Origin of the sequence: Desulfitobacterium sp., assembly GCF_034927245.1 — a bacterium.
Taxonomy (GTDB): Bacteria; Bacillota; Desulfitobacteriia; order Desulfitobacteriales; family Desulfitobacteriaceae; genus Desulfitobacterium_A.
Genome location: NZ_JAYFQK010000008.1, coordinates 118,094 through 132,461, shown reverse-complemented (window position 1 = coordinate 132,461; position 14,368 = coordinate 118,094). Strand labels below are relative to the sequence as shown.

At 41.1% G+C, this 14,368-nt stretch carries 14 protein-coding genes; 1 reads left to right on the top strand and 13 read right to left on the bottom strand.

The window, feature by feature from the left end:
* Positions 1-79: 79 nt before the first annotated feature.
* The 5 genes from VB077_RS02680 to VB077_RS02660 form a co-directional block, all read right to left on the bottom strand.
* Positions 80-781, bottom strand: coding sequence for a hypothetical protein (locus VB077_RS02680; RefSeq protein ID WP_323413671.1), 702 nt, complete (start codon positions 779-781; stop codon positions 80-82).
* A 102-nt stretch (positions 782-883) separates the two neighbouring features.
* The gene (locus tag VB077_RS02675) at positions 884-1,612 is read right to left on the bottom strand and encodes a phosphatase (RefSeq protein ID WP_323413670.1); all 729 of its coding nucleotides are present in this window, start codon (positions 1,610-1,612) and stop codon (positions 884-886) included.
* Positions 1,613-1,903: 291 nt separating this feature from the next.
* Entirely contained in the window at positions 1,904-2,485 is a 582-nt protein-coding gene (locus tag VB077_RS02670) for a hypothetical protein (protein ID WP_323413669.1), read from the bottom strand.
* Between the two features lie 79 nt (positions 2,486-2,564).
* Positions 2,565-3,383 carry an ATP-binding protein gene (locus VB077_RS02665; RefSeq protein ID WP_323413668.1) on the bottom strand — a complete coding sequence of 273 codons (819 nt, stop codon included), beginning with the start codon at positions 3,381-3,383 and terminating at the stop codon, positions 2,565-2,567.
* A 14-nt stretch (positions 3,384-3,397) separates the two neighbouring features.
* Positions 3,398-4,144, bottom strand: coding sequence for a DnaD domain-containing protein (locus tag VB077_RS02660; protein WP_323413667.1), 747 nt, complete (start codon positions 4,142-4,144; stop codon positions 3,398-3,400).
* Between the two features lie 244 nt (positions 4,145-4,388).
* Between VB077_RS02660 and VB077_RS02655 the strand changes: the two genes are divergently transcribed.
* A complete protein-coding gene (locus tag VB077_RS02655; RefSeq protein ID WP_323413666.1) occupies positions 4,389-4,982 on the top strand; it encodes an HD domain-containing protein in 594 nt (197 codons plus the stop codon).
* Positions 4,983-5,070: 88 nt separating this feature from the next.
* Here the strand turns inward: VB077_RS02655 and VB077_RS02650 are convergent, their stop codons facing one another.
* The 8 genes from VB077_RS02650 to VB077_RS02615 all read right to left on the bottom strand — a co-directional run bounded on the left by VB077_RS02650 (position 5,071) and on the right by VB077_RS02615 (position 14,339).
* Positions 5,071-6,789 carry an MBL fold metallo-hydrolase gene (locus VB077_RS02650; RefSeq protein WP_323413665.1) on the bottom strand — a complete coding sequence of 573 codons (1,719 nt, stop codon included), beginning with the start codon at positions 6,787-6,789 and terminating at the stop codon, positions 5,071-5,073.
* Positions 6,790-6,808: 19 nt separating this feature from the next.
* On the bottom strand, positions 6,809-7,447 hold the full coding sequence (locus VB077_RS02645) for a response regulator transcription factor (protein WP_323413664.1): 639 nt from the start codon (positions 7,445-7,447) through the stop codon (positions 6,809-6,811).
* Entirely contained in the window at positions 7,444-8,583 is a 1,140-nt protein-coding gene (locus VB077_RS02640) for a sensor histidine kinase (RefSeq protein ID WP_323413663.1), read from the bottom strand. The genes VB077_RS02645 and VB077_RS02640 overlap by 4 nt, the downstream gene beginning before the upstream one ends.
* 79 nt (positions 8,584-8,662) lie before the next feature.
* The gene (locus VB077_RS02635) at positions 8,663-9,604 is read right to left on the bottom strand and encodes a hypothetical protein (RefSeq protein WP_323413662.1); all 942 of its coding nucleotides are present in this window, start codon (positions 9,602-9,604) and stop codon (positions 8,663-8,665) included.
* A gap of 159 nt (positions 9,605-9,763) precedes the next feature.
* The gene (locus tag VB077_RS02630; protein WP_323413661.1) at positions 9,764-10,558 is read right to left on the bottom strand and encodes a methyltetrahydrofolate cobalamin methyltransferase; all 795 of its coding nucleotides are present in this window, start codon (positions 10,556-10,558) and stop codon (positions 9,764-9,766) included.
* 47 nt (positions 10,559-10,605) lie between these two features.
* Positions 10,606-11,574 (bottom strand): acetyl-CoA decarbonylase/synthase complex subunit delta, encoded by a 969-nt coding sequence (locus VB077_RS02625; RefSeq protein WP_323413660.1) that lies wholly within the window; start codon positions 11,572-11,574, stop codon positions 10,606-10,608.
* A 57-nt stretch (positions 11,575-11,631) separates the two neighbouring features.
* Positions 11,632-12,387, bottom strand: coding sequence for an AAA family ATPase (locus VB077_RS02620; RefSeq protein ID WP_323413659.1), 756 nt, complete (start codon positions 12,385-12,387; stop codon positions 11,632-11,634).
* A 41-nt stretch (positions 12,388-12,428) separates the two neighbouring features.
* Complete coding sequence (locus VB077_RS02615; RefSeq protein ID WP_323413658.1) at positions 12,429-14,339, bottom strand: ASKHA domain-containing protein; 1,911 nt, start codon at positions 14,337-14,339, stop codon at positions 12,429-12,431.
* Positions 14,340-14,368 lie beyond the last annotated feature (29 nt).

The following is a 14,368-nucleotide window of genomic DNA, read 5'->3' as shown; positions in this document are numbered from 1 at the left end:
GTCCTTTTGCATTTGCTTGATTTTCGCACTAATATTTTATGCTCTGATCATTGTACTATAAATTATTAAGACGAACAAATTAATTAGAGCTAAAATATTTACCAAAACGGCTGATAATTCGCAGCAATTCTTCCGGAGTAATTTTAAGGGACGAATTTGACCGTTCACCCTCTTTAGGGATAGGTTTTGCTCCCGTTGCTTCAGGAGCGGCGACCGCACGCACAAATATCGTTGCAAGCAAAGATAGAATTAATAATGGCAGGGCACCTCGTAAACCGGGAAAAGAAATAATAGGGACGAGAAAAGACATATTTGGTGAATAGTTAACATTTGAGAAATCAGCAGTTACAATTATGGCAACGACTAAAGGTGCTTCCGGCGGTAAAGGGGTAGGATAGCCTCGTACTCCCGATAGATTCGTAGTCTGTGTAATTGAAGAAGGACTTGGCGTTTGTGAACTTGGAGAACTTGTCCCCGATTGTTTAATATTAAGCATTTTTAAAAAATCCTGGAGCTCTTTAACAGGCATACGGATCGTTTGATTATTTGAAAGGTCTATCATGGGGACAGACTCAAGTTTAAAAAGATATTGAGCAATAAGAAGAAAAATACCGACTCCCTCAAGCACTCCTACCGAGGAAAAAATATGACCCACGAGAAAAGGCAGACGAAACACCAACACAGGGCTGCCGGCAACGGAACTAATAGGTACATAAATATATAGCGCCATATTGATAGGGGTTAATGGATCTTTAGTACCGGAAGGAATCCCTGGGTTCATATGTTGCCCTCCCTTCCCTCACTTTATTATTAGGCAAGCAAGACCAGTGTCTTTCATCTATGACAATATATGGTTTATTCTGGGAAACGTTCCGGGAAAGAACTAAGCTAAGCCTCTATTTTTCCGTCGTAGTTCAAGATAGGCCAGAATTCGCTCCGGAGAACAATTAAGGATCTGCTCCTCTTTTATTCCGGATTCCCCGGCAAGTTCACAAGCAAGCTCGAGCTTTCCCACTCGATCCCAAAAATGAGCATCACTTCCCAAAACGATTGGACCGCCATACATTGCCGCGCAGCGTGCAAAGTATTGGCAATTACTCCAAGCTCCTTCCTTCTCAGGATTCAAAGAGCTGTTGTTGATTTCGATAGGCACTCCTAATTGTGCTGATGTATAGGCAATTTTCTCTAGGTCCATTTCGAACTCGGGACGGCCAGGGTGTACCATAATATCTACATACGGATTAGACATTGCTTTGAGGTAAGCTTGAGTGTTCTGCTCTGAATTCCCCCCCGGGTAGCAGATAACATGCAGACCGACTAAAACAATATCCATGTTTACTAAATAACGGAGCGGGATATCTAACTCCCCCTCATGACTGGTTATATTTGCTTCCACACCGGCAAGGATTTGAACTCCGAACAGTTTTTGAGGAATTATTGAATAATTACCGAAGTAGTATAAATTAGGCGCTCCGGGCATACTTGGTCCGTGATCAGTCATGCCGAGAAGTTTTATTCCTTTTTTAGCAGCAGATGCCGCATTTTCTGAAAGTGTACTATAAGCATGCCCGCTAGCTATTGTATGTGTATGTAAGTCCGCTAGAATTTCCAAAGTTACTGCACCTCCTTGAATATTATAACCGCAGAGTTAAGGGAACTATGCTCTTTTTTAAAAGGTATAGAAAACCCAGCTTTGGCTTCGCGATAAAGAAGACTTGAGCAGCGCCAAAGCGCTGAACTTAGTCGCCTTATCCTGCCACACTTAACCGCATACATCGTAGGAAGGCAAAGCCGCTGGTTGCACTTATGCTTTCCGACAGTGTATAGAAAAAGACCCCGTATTCACTTCAAAGCAAATACGGGGTTAATGCTATTTATAATTAGTGATCTTTAAAAAGTTTCTTTATGATGCGGGTGTTGCAGCTTTAGGAGCCTTAACTGTGGTGTCAACATTGAAGTAGAAAGTAGCTTCTGTAGCTTGATTGATTCCTCCTGCTGCATTCGGTTTAACTCTTAACGTAATTTTGTGTTGTCCGGCAGTTGCACTTTTCCCTTGGGCATCACCAAGGGCCTTAACTTGTCTGAAAGCAACACGAGCCGTTGCACCGGGATCCAAAGAAGGAAGATTACCCAGCTTGTTTATTTTTTGAGTCTCATCACCAACGAGAGAAACTTCTAATTCTACCGGAATATTAGTCATTGTTTGACCTGTTGTGTTTTGAACAGTAACGATAAAATCAAACATTTTACTCGTAATAACTTGACTTCCTTTCAACGTCACGGAACCATATGTCAAATCTTGAGTAAGGGAAACCGGCTCTACCACCAAGCCTAACATTTTCACTTCAGGAACCATATTTGTTTTTGTCGTACTTGCATTTGCGGTTTTCCAAAGTGTTACCCCTGCAATTCCCAGAAAGCAAATTAAGAGCACACTCAAGGTCAGGGTTAAATATCGACGATTGATCGCAATAATTTTGGCCATGACTAGCCACCTCCGTAAATTATTCTCTTATAAAAAATATGCATGTCCTTGTAAGACATGCATATTTTTAAAAATTAATTTACTTTTTTTCGCGTTCTTGATATTTAGTTAAGCGGATATCCTGGTCAACATTAAGCCTAAAAATACGGCAGGATTGAATTAAACGGGAAGTTGTCCGAGCCCCGAGATGCTCGTCCATCTCTTCAAGGGAAAGATTACTCGTAATTACGGTGGGTAATTCTTCATTTAAGCGATAATTTATAATGGAATAAATGCGATTTCGCGTCCATTCTGTGTAATTATGCGCACCCAAGTCATCAAGAATCAGTATAGGAATTTCACGAGCAGTATCCAATAGATCGATTTCACTCGTTTCTGACTTATAGGTTGCCCTTAGTTCATCAAGCAAATCAGGGACTACAAGGAACAGTACCCTTTTATCATGTTCCATCAATGCATTTGCAATCGAAGCGGCTAAAAATGTTTTTCCGGAACCAACAGGACCTGTCAGAAGCAGGCCAAGTCCATGTGATTCTCTTAAGCACTGCTGTACAAATTCCTGAGAAGCTTTAAGCGCCTTTTTCGCATTTTCAAAATAGGTTTGATCTTGTGAATTTAAAGATCGGTAGTATTCCTGGCGAAAGTTTTCAAATCGACAATTAAGTAAGCCCCTAGCCATGCGCGCATATCTAAATTGATTCTCCATTTTCTTTTGCTGCATACAAGAACAAGGATACGCAACATTATCTTTTACCACTATTCCGCGATCTAAACAAATCGGACATTTACTCTGGGCGTTTGTTGAAGATAGAGAGGAATCAGAAGTAGGATTCGTATTTCGCTGTTTTTTAAGATTGGCAATATAATCGTCTTTCATTAGGTCTTTAAGACTTTTCACGTTCGTCCTCCCCCTTAGAGATAAAAGTTTTCATACTTATCCTGCTGAATTTTACGAACATTTTTGGTCTTAGCCCTTCCTTTATTCTCCTGACGTGTTTGGAAATAAATGTCGTCAGCCTCTACTTCTGTAAGAGTTCGAAGGCCCTTCTTTTCCCACTCCCTCAAAATGGAGTCAAGGTAGCGGAAATTACGAATTCCCGCACTAACACCCCTTTTTAACGCTTCGAGGATTAATTCTTCCGTAAAATGAGCACCGAGCCAATCGCGGATAAAATTACACTCTATTTCTGTTAAGGGACGGGCAAGCTCTTGTTCAAAAGCTCGCATGATTCGTTCTAAGGACGGATCTGTATAAAATTGGTTTTGATTGGCCTGCTTCTGTTCTTCTTCAAATTGTTTGACCTGCTCAATTGCCCAACATTCGGCCAATTCATCAATAATGCCTACAAAATTATACCCATTATACCAGACCTTCTCTTTAGAATTCCAACGTCTTTCAATGGTTATAAAATTACGTTCTGTTAGGTTGGTTAGATACTTCTCCACTTGCGCTAATTCAATATTCATGCGATGAGCTAAATCTTTAGGTGTCAAATCCTTTGAATCATCTGCTTCACCAAAGATGTGTATCACGAGCATTGCTTCTTCATTGCTTAAGCCAAGCTGAGAATAATGCGTAAGGAAATACTTTGGCAGTGAAACCGTATTAGAAAAGAAAAGAGCTTGCATAAAACTCCCATAAACATTAACCTTAGACATCTAATTCACTCCTCAAAGACTATAAGGGTCCTTCTTATGCAATCATATGTTTAAATAATGGATCGACTAATAGGAATTCGGTATTTATTTCACTAATCCTTCCGATATAAAAGGTTAAATGGCGAAGATATAAAAAATGATTCCTGTTTTGTAAAATAGACGAGATATGTTTTCCAATATCTAGGAGGATTATTCCTATTATTGGCGTATATTTTACAACAAGATAACAAGGAGGTTTTTATATATGAGCCCAAAAGAAGACATATTACATATCTTTGGCAAATCAGGAGCCCATTCAGCATGGGGCATCAAACATTGTACCAGGGTATATCATTTGAGTAAAGAGCTCTCTCTCCATTTGTCTCTTGATGACGAAATCCTCTATATCGCTTCAATGCTTCACGATATCGGAAGATATCCCGCTTATGCACTGCCCAATATAGATCATCCGCTCCGTTCGAAGGGAGTAGCAAGTAATATCTTACAACGTATGGCCTTTCCAACCCCCAAAATACCACTTATTCTCGAAGCGGTTGAAACCCATATGTATTATTCCGAACCGGGGCGAAGCGATGAAGCAGTATATCTAAGAGATGCAGATATCTTGGATAACTTGGGGAATATTGGGCTAATGCGATTATTCAGCTTAATTGGATATGATGATCTCATTAAAACCCCTGAAGATGCTCTTGAACGGGCTCGTACTTTTGCTGAGGCTTTGCCTAACAAAGTCTATACAAAAGCCGGGCGGCGATTAGCGGTTAAACGCAGAGAGGAAATGTTGAGGTTTCTCTCCGGTATTAAACGGCAAACTACTGAATACGCTAAGGTCTTATAGGTCTTACAAAGGATAATGGATAAGTAACAAGGAGCTGATAACCATGAACTGTAGTTCATCATGAATCAGCTCCGTTATTTTCGATTATCTAATGCCTTTTAGAATGTTGCTGTTCATCGAGCCATTGAGAAATGCTTTCGAGTTGAGAAAGAACCTGATTTAACTGATGCGTTCTTTGTCCTTGATCGATTAGAGCTTTTAATTTATGGCGTAAGCGAATATAAGCCCGATTAACCTGAGCCTGAGAAATTCTCCGCTCTGAAGTCTGCCTTGACTTTCCGGTAGCAATCGGTTGGAAATGAACGTGTGATTCTGAACGCCCGGTTTCGGATTCATAAGTCGGGGAGACTGTGGTTTCCGCAGATGCAGCAGGCAGCCAAGGGTGATCTGGTAAGATGCATTCGACGTGTCCTGCAGCAAAAGAATAAATCTCTCCCAGTCTAGGAATTAACGGTTTCTTTCCAAACCTTTCCTCTACTAATTTTGCAAAAATGTTCTGTGAATCAGGTTCACCATGGACTAAAATTATATGTTCGGCTTTATGTCCTAGGTGTGTTAACCAATTTAACAATTCGGCTTGGTCTGCATGAGCTGAAAAACCCTCTATGCTCATAACCTTCGCTCGAACCGCAACCTTTTCACTATGAATAGTGACTTCGTGGGCTCCTTCCAGAAGGCGCCGTCCCAAAGAACCCTCTGCCTGATAGCCGACAAATAACACGGTGGCATTTTCACGCCAAAGATTATGTTTTAAGTGATGCTTAATCCGCCCGGCATCGGCCATGCCGCTGGCAGCAATAATTATGGCTCCACCTTCGATACTGTTTATAGCAATAGATTCTTCCATTGTTTGACTAAAATGAAGGTTTGACATCATGAGCGGATTTTCACCCTTAGCAAGAAGGGCCAGTGTTTCTTCATCAAAATTACTCGTATTGGTTTGAAATATCTTTGTAGCGGAGATAGCGAGTGGGCTATCAACATAGATTGGCATAATCGGTATTTTATTCGCGATTTGAAGTTGGTGAATATAGTATAAAAGATCCTGAGTTCTTTCAATAGCAAAGGCAGGGATAATTAAATTTCCTCCGGCTTCATAAGCTGAACGAATAACAGAAGCCAACTGTTCGACACGGTTATTTTTTTCATTATGTAAACGCGCACCGTAAGTTGTTTCCATGAAAACTATATCCGCTTCACTCAAAATCTGGGGATCTTCGATAAAAGGTTGATTTTGATTGCCAATGTCCCCGGAAAAAACTATTTTTTTATTCAATCCATCTTCTTCGACTTCAAGAAAAATATGAGCCGAACCAAGAATATGTCCGGCATCATATAGAGTAAAAGATATTCCCGGGGCTAACTCAATCTTTTCCCGATAATTAACGGGTTGAAAATTGCTCAGTGATTCCAGTGCCTCGTTAGCAGTATAGATTGGAATTAACGCCTCCAGACCCGCACGGGCTCGTTTACGATTAAGTCGTTCAACATCCTTTTCCTGAATATGTCCACTATCCGGAAGCATAACTGAACAGAGTTTAACAGTCTCTGCGGTTGTCCAGATTTTCCCTTGGAACCCCGCTTTGACTAGCTTTGGAATAAGTCCGGCGTGATCCGTATGGGCATGTGTTAATATCATAGCGTCTATTTCAGCCGGATTATAGGGGAAATCCCTGTAGTTTAACTCTTTTATAGCTTTACTTCCCTGGAATAGTCCACAATCAATTAGAAGCCGAAACCTGCCCACCTCTACCAGAAATGACGAACCTGTAACAACCTGAGCAGCACCGAAAAAACTAATCTTCATTAAATACCCTCCATATCATTTAATCCAAGCTTACCAGCTTAAGCTTGATAGCCTTTAAAGCGGCCTGAGTACGATCTTCTACCTCAAGCTTCCGAAAGATACTAGAAAGATGATTTTTAACCGTTTTTTCACTGATAAAGAGAGCTTGTCCAGTTTCTTTATTCGATGCGCCTTTTACTACATAAGTCAGTATTTCTAATTCACGTTCGCTCAATCCGTAATTCTCTTTATATTGTGAAGGGTGTGATAATTGCCCTAAAAGTTTTCCCGTAACAGCCGGTGACAATATAGGTTCACCATTATAGACTTTATAAATTGATTCAACAAGTGTCTTGGGTTCTACATCTTTTAATAAATATCCAGCCACCCCAAGTTGAAGCACTTGAAAAACCTTTTCATCAGAATCATCAACGGTTAAAACAAGAATTCCAATTTCAGGATGTTCCCGTCGAATGACACGACAAGCTTCTAAGCCGTTTACCCCAGGCATGTTTAAATCCATAAGCAATACGTCAAATTTTTTAGATCTAGAAATATTAATTGCACCCTGACCATCGCCGACCTCAGCAATAACTTGGATTCCGTTTTCGAATTCAAGAATTCTTCTTAATCCTTCACGGAGGAGTGGATGATCATCAGCTAGGACAACATTTATCATTCCAAATTCTCCTCTTTTTTATAAGGTATAGATAATTCAATCGTTGTGCCAACACCCGTTGGAGATATAATTGAAAACTGTCCGGAAAACATTTCTACCCGTTCTTTCATGCCAATAAGTCCAAAATGTTCACCGGGATTTTCTAAAACAGCATTAAAATCAAATCCCTGACCAAAATCAATTATTCGCGCAATCGTTATATCCTCTTCAAAACTAAGTTCAATTTTTACCTTCTCCGAATGAGCATGTTTAGCAACATTTGTCATTGCTTCTTGAATTAATCGAAAGATGGCTACTTCCATAGCGGGAAGCAAACGTTTTTCACGCCCTTGTACTATAAATTCGCACTCTATTTTATAGGTCGATTGGAAATTATCCATATATCTCCGTAAAGAAGGGATAATTCCGAGATCATCGAGAGCCATCGGACGAAGGTCAAAAATAATGCGGCGAATATCCTGTAAATTTGAACGAACAAGAGTCTTTAAATCCTGAAGTTCGATTTTAGCTTGTTTGGGGTCTAGTTCTAATAATTTTTCCGTAATTTCTAAACGGAGTACAATATTGGCCAAGTTTTGGGCAGGTCCATCATGAATTTCGCGAGCAACACGACGACGTTCTTCCTCTTGTGCCATAATGATCCGAAGCGCTACTTCCTGTTGCTTTTCTAAGTTTTGGTCTTGTGTCATTTCGTTAATTCCGCTTTGAAGAAGATTTATGGCTAGACTGATTTGACTCATCAGATTTTCTGCCCGCTCAATAGTAACCATCATTTGCCTAAGAGAACGTTCTATTTCATCACGACGAGCTCTTATTTGATATTCTTTTGCTTCGTAAAGCTGGAGCTGAACCTGCGTCTCTTTAGCATTTTCATAGCTTTCAATCATTTCTTTTTCGCTATAACTTTTAAAGTCCCGACTTACCTCCATAAGGTGTTGTCGCATCTTACGGTCTAATTTATGTAACTGATCCACTTTCTTGATCGTTTCGGAAATGTCCATGCGAAGCTGGGCAAGTTCTTGGGTTAGACGTTGTGTTTCCGTTCTAGAAGTTTCTGCGATATGAAAGATTTCCTCTTTTCCTGTTTCAATCGCCAATAATGTTTTTTTCATAATTTCGCCCAAGCGATCTGCCACTGTTGAACCCTCATTTCAGGTTTGTTTTTATAATTATATAAATTATAATATTCGACAGTAAATTGAGGATTCCTACCATTTAACTTAAAAACGATGAAGAAGTATTAGAAGAAAGTGTATGGCGTAAGGTTTGACGAACGAATCGTTCCAATCGTCTTGGATAGGCTAAATCATCTTCGTGGCAGATCAGAACATTTAAACCTTGTTTTTCTAGCCGTTTTTTCATTTTTTCGGATTCCGAGGAATTATTAGGAATAAGAACCGCTAGGTTTTTAATTTGAGCAAATATTAAATAATCATCTATCTTTTTGTTCCAAAGAAGTTGATCATCAGGGAAAAACTGTTTAAGAACCTTTACTAATTGTTCCGCTCCGCTGGGAATCGGGTTAAGAGGTTCCCTCTTGTTTTGAGTCGGAATCTCCTCATTGAGAATCGGTAAAATCTGTTCCTTTTCTTGGGCTGATCCGGGTTCCAAATCCTCTCTTACGACTTGTTCTAAATCTTCCCCTAAAATTGGTTCTATGTCCCCTGTATTTTGTTCAATTGGTTCAATTAGTTCAATATCCTCTTCAATTTCTTGTTCGGGTTTTCGATCTTGTTCTAACCCATGAACAGGGGAAATAGAAGAGTCATTAAAAAGCGTTGAAGGCAATTGGTGAACCGATGGATTTATTATTCCAAAAACTTTGACTGCCACATCCTCATTTCTTTCTTCTTCTGTGATTAGAGGTTTTGTATTGATCATTTCCTCCATCAGACTATAAAATTGCGGGAAATTTTCAATTACTCGCGTATCGGGAAGCCGCTGTTCAATTAGCTGACGAATCCCATCCTTTAAAATATCTTCCGGCAAATTAGTGATACTTTGAAGAATGCTTGATATTTTCCCTGCTGCCTGCCTTCCCCTATAAAACTCTGAATCAGCTTCCGGACCACTAAGTAAACTTACGGTAAAAAGCTTTTCAATCAATATGTCTACCCACTCTTGAACATCTGAATTTTCCTTATAAAATGTCTCCATGTTTGTCCACCTCCGCTTTCTTTTCTGCTTTGATAGCTATGCGTTTTTCGAGCATTGTATGATAAATCCATAAAAAATAGAAAAATACTTACCCCTTACGAGTAAGTATTTTTCTATTACGGATAACTGTATTTCGTATAAGTATTTAATTTTGAGAACCTAACGTTGGCGGAATACTTTAAGATATGAATCAGCATAAATACTATGGTTTAACAAAATTTCAGCAGTCGCTGCAACATCAACAAGATCATCATCGTTGGCATCCATGATAGCGGCATCAAGTCCACAGGCCATTGCCATAGCCATATAGGTCCGATTGATTAAATGACGGTCAGGAGACTTTTGAGAAACATTAGAAAGGCCCAAAACGGTACGAGGTGCCGGATTAGCTAAGGTTTTAATCATTTGAAGCGATTTAAGAACTTCAGGTGCATGCTCTTGAGCAACATTAACAGGCAGAATTAAGGGATCAATGTACAGATCCTCCATGGGCAAACCAAACTCATCCGCAGAAGCAACAAGCTCCATTGCAAACGCTAAACGGTTATCAGAATCTTTCGGAATCCCCTTTTTATCCATCGTTAGTCCAATAAGTGAAGCATTATATTGTACTGCCATCGGAAATACCCTCTCAATTTTTGGGCGTTCTGCGGGAACTGAATTAATCAATGCAGGACGTTTACAAAGTTTTAGCCCAGCTTCAATTGCATCATAATTGGTGGAGTCTAAACATAGGGGTAAATCGGAAACTTCTTGGATAACTTTAACCATCCATTCATAAGCTTGCGGCCTCTCTTCCGTGGGAACAGCTGGGCCGGAGTTAACATCAAGATAATGGGCACCGCCCTCTTGTTGTTTTAATGCCCACTCTTGAATGGGTTTAGGATCTTTATTACGAAGGCCGTCCCCGATGTCTTTAAACATTCCATTAATCCGCTCACCGATAATGATCAACAAAAACACACCCTTTCATTATGGTCAAATTGATGCTCGATTAAGTCTTAAACATTTGCTTCCATAAGATCCGCGATATTTTGTTGGACAAGACGCACCGCCGCTGGATTACGCATAAGAAGAATACTTGCACCGGCTTGAAGAAGGGCCGTTGCTGTTAAGGTTTCCCAAAGGATTGCCCGGTCATGGAGTTCTCCCCAACCCGGAAATTCATCATCAGGAGCATTTGCTTCTTTTGCCCGATTCGCCTCATAACCTACAGTACAAATCATGGGCATGGAAAGCATTTTATCATTAGCAAGAGCACCTAAACGCGCACGTTCCATAATCGAATAAGCATATTCAATACCATAGCCTAAGCCGCCAATCATTGGGTCAATAACGATGCGCTCAAGCGGTAATCCCATTTCGCTGATCAGAATGTTTAATTGTTTACAAATGTTGATATCCAGCGGGGAACGTGCGATAACATTGTGCTTGTGTACCATGGCAGCGGCGGTAATAGATTTGTAATTATCTTGCTCAGCTAGACCGATCAAGAGATTTTCGCCCGCTGCCGCTTCAGCAACAGCTGCCATAACCTCATTGTCTTTTTCGGCATCTTCACAACCTACTACTACCAGAGGCACTCCCACAGCGCCAAGAACGTCTTTGACAATACGGGCACAGTCCTCAGAACTTTTATTTTCGCCATCCGGACTGGCACCAATCAATTTTAAATAGATCATGTCCGCATTATATTCTTCAACACATTTTTTCGCCCAAGCGACCGGGTTATCTAAAACATCTCCAAACTGGTCCTTAATGACATCACTCCAGGGTGGAACAATATCATTTACCTCCATCGCAATTACAGGTCGATTTTCCATCTTGCCTTCAAAGTGGAGAAAAGGCAAAGCACTGTCTCCCCCGGCAGTAATTACCTTCGTGCGGGTGCCTCCTTGATCTGAAGTAGCACCGAGGACAACTTGACCTACTTTACTCTGATATTTTTCTTTAACGAGTGCTACGGGCATGGTATTTCTCTCCTCTCTAGCCTTTTTGATTTCGGAGTTATGAAAATAAGAGTAATATTAGAAGATTTGGGTTCGTTCAAGTATTTTTTTTACGGCCTGGACCGCCTTCGATTCATCGGGAAGAGTGTAAAGTGGTTTACCCGCCAGATCGAGTTCCGACACCAGCGGATCGAGCGGAATTTCGCCGATTAGCTTAAGTCCGGTTTTCTCAATTTCTTCAGACAACGAATTTATATCGTTATCCGTAGTCTTGGTTACCACTAGATAAACTTCCCCTACCGCAGAATGCAAACCTTTGATTAAATCATTAACGCGTCCTGCGGAGCGAATTCCGCGTGCGGAGGAATCACTGATGACAAACATTGTATCCACATGAGGAATTGTTCGACGGCTGATATGCTCTAATCCGGCTTCGGTATCAACCGCAATCAGGTCATAGTTACTTCCCAGGTTCTCTAGATATTTACGGAGAAGATCATTAGGATAACAGTAACAACCCGGCCCTTGTGGTCCGCCCATGACTAAGAGATCAATATCCTCGGATTCAACAAGAGTTTGTTGAAGTCTATATTCAACAAACACATCTTTCGGCATACCTACAGGAATTGCCTTTGGATTTTTCGTTTCTTCTAAAAGCTCGGAAATTGTTGCAGTTACCTCAAGCCCTAGGGCTTCATTGAGGTTTGCATTTGGGTCTGCGTCTACAGCCAACACTGAAATATTATTATTTTTTACAATTTGTCTAAGCAAGAGTGCTGTAAACGTTGTTTTTCCTACCCCGCCTTTTCCTGCAACAGCTACATATTTTGCCATATTCGTGTCCCTCCAAGCTTATTGAATATTTTAGAGATCTGTTATCCTTCCACCGAAGGGAATAAGGATAAATCTGTATGAGGTAAGAAAAGAGCGGATACAAACTCATCCATGAAAGTAGTCCCAACGGAAAGCTCTACATACGTTATTTTTCGTGCTAACTCAGCCGCTTCCCGCCATGCTTTTTGAGATAATAAAGCCAAGCAGGCTCCTTTTACCGAAGAATTGCCAATAAACTCATATTTTTCTGCCGGAAGGTCAGGAAGCAAACCAATTTCTACGGAGTCAGGGACATTGAGATAATTGCCAAAACCACCGGCAATTTTAATTCTTTCAATCATATCAATATCCATTGCCACCATTTGCAGTAAAGAGCGAATACCCGCATAAATGGCACCTTTAGCCCTAATCAGATTCTTAATATCGTTTTCCGTGATGACAACATCTTTATCCCCACCGGATTGATGTGCCCAGGCAAGAACAAATTCCTTTTCATCTGATGTTTGACGTAAACGCGCTGAATGAGATGGATGCTCAAGCTGATAATTCCCGGCTCGATCGATGATTCCCGCAATTCGCATCTTAGCCAAACAATCTACAAGTCCGGAACCACATATGCCGACGGGGGGAATTCGCCCTATAACGTTCAGATCTACATCCAATGTCTTAGGATCAATTTTTACTCGCTCGATTGCGCCCGGCATAGCACGCATTCCAAAATTTATCCCACCGCCTTCAAAACATGGGCCTGCCGAACAAGCACAAGAAACAAGCCAGTCTTGATTACCAAGGACAATCTCGCCGTTCGTACCAATGTCGATTAAGAGAGTAATCTCTTCTTCATTCGCCATGTCCGTAATGAGAGCCCCTGAGACGATATCTCCGCCCACATAGCTTGCAACCGACGGGTAGGAATGAACTAAGGCTTCAGGCAGGATATGCAAACCGAGCTCCCGTGCCGGAACAGAGGGGGTAATACTTACTGTAGGGATATATGGTTCGAGACGAAGATAGCGAGGGTTAACTCCTAAAAACAGTTGAGTCATTGTCGTATTCGCGGCTACAACCGCTGCTGTAAGGTCGGTCTGCACTAGGCTTTTCCGCACAAGCAGTTTGTCCGTTAATTCATTAATAGTGTCAATTACTGCTTGGTGAATCTCTGTCAGACTTTCGGGGGTTTCAATCGCGTAAACAATCCTGGAAATTACATCATCTCCGAATTTGGCTTGTTTATTGTAGGTTCCCTGTTTATCTTCAACTTCACCCGTTTGGAGATTAACAAGGTAAACAACAACTGTTGTTGTGCCGATATCGATGGCTAAGCCATACGGTGGACGATCATTCCCCGGTTCGATGCGAGCTATCGCATACTTGTCATCTAAATCGTTGAATATAATGGAAACATCCCAATTTGCCTGACGAAGGGTTTCGGGCAAATCGCGCAAGACAGATAAGGGGATTTCAATATTTTTTTCATAAGGAAGGTTCCGTTTAAGTTCGACAGATAATCTCGCCCAATCACTTGCATTGTCTGTTAAAGTCGGTTCGGAAAGTTGAACTCTGATTTTACCGGCTAACGGCTGATGTCCATACTTTTCCAAGAGATCACCTGAGGATTCCTGCAGAATTCCCTTTTTTAGATCTTCCATAAGTACCTGATGTTCCCGGATGCGCGATTCCGGGGGTACCTCGACTGTTAAATCACCTTGCACCAAGGACTGACAAGCTAGTCTTACTCCTTGAGCGATTTGCTCTGGGTTCAGATTTCCTGTTCCCATCATTTTAACTTCCCCAGAAATAACCTTAACCTTACAAGCCCCGCATGTCCCCGCACCGCCACAGCCCGATTTAATAAATATTCCGGCTTTTGAAGCCGCCTTGATCAGGGAAGTTCCCGCCTCAATTTCAATGACTTTTTTCTCCGGCATAAACGTAACTTGATATTGAGCCATTACTGTCCCTCCCCCGTTTCTAACCCTCT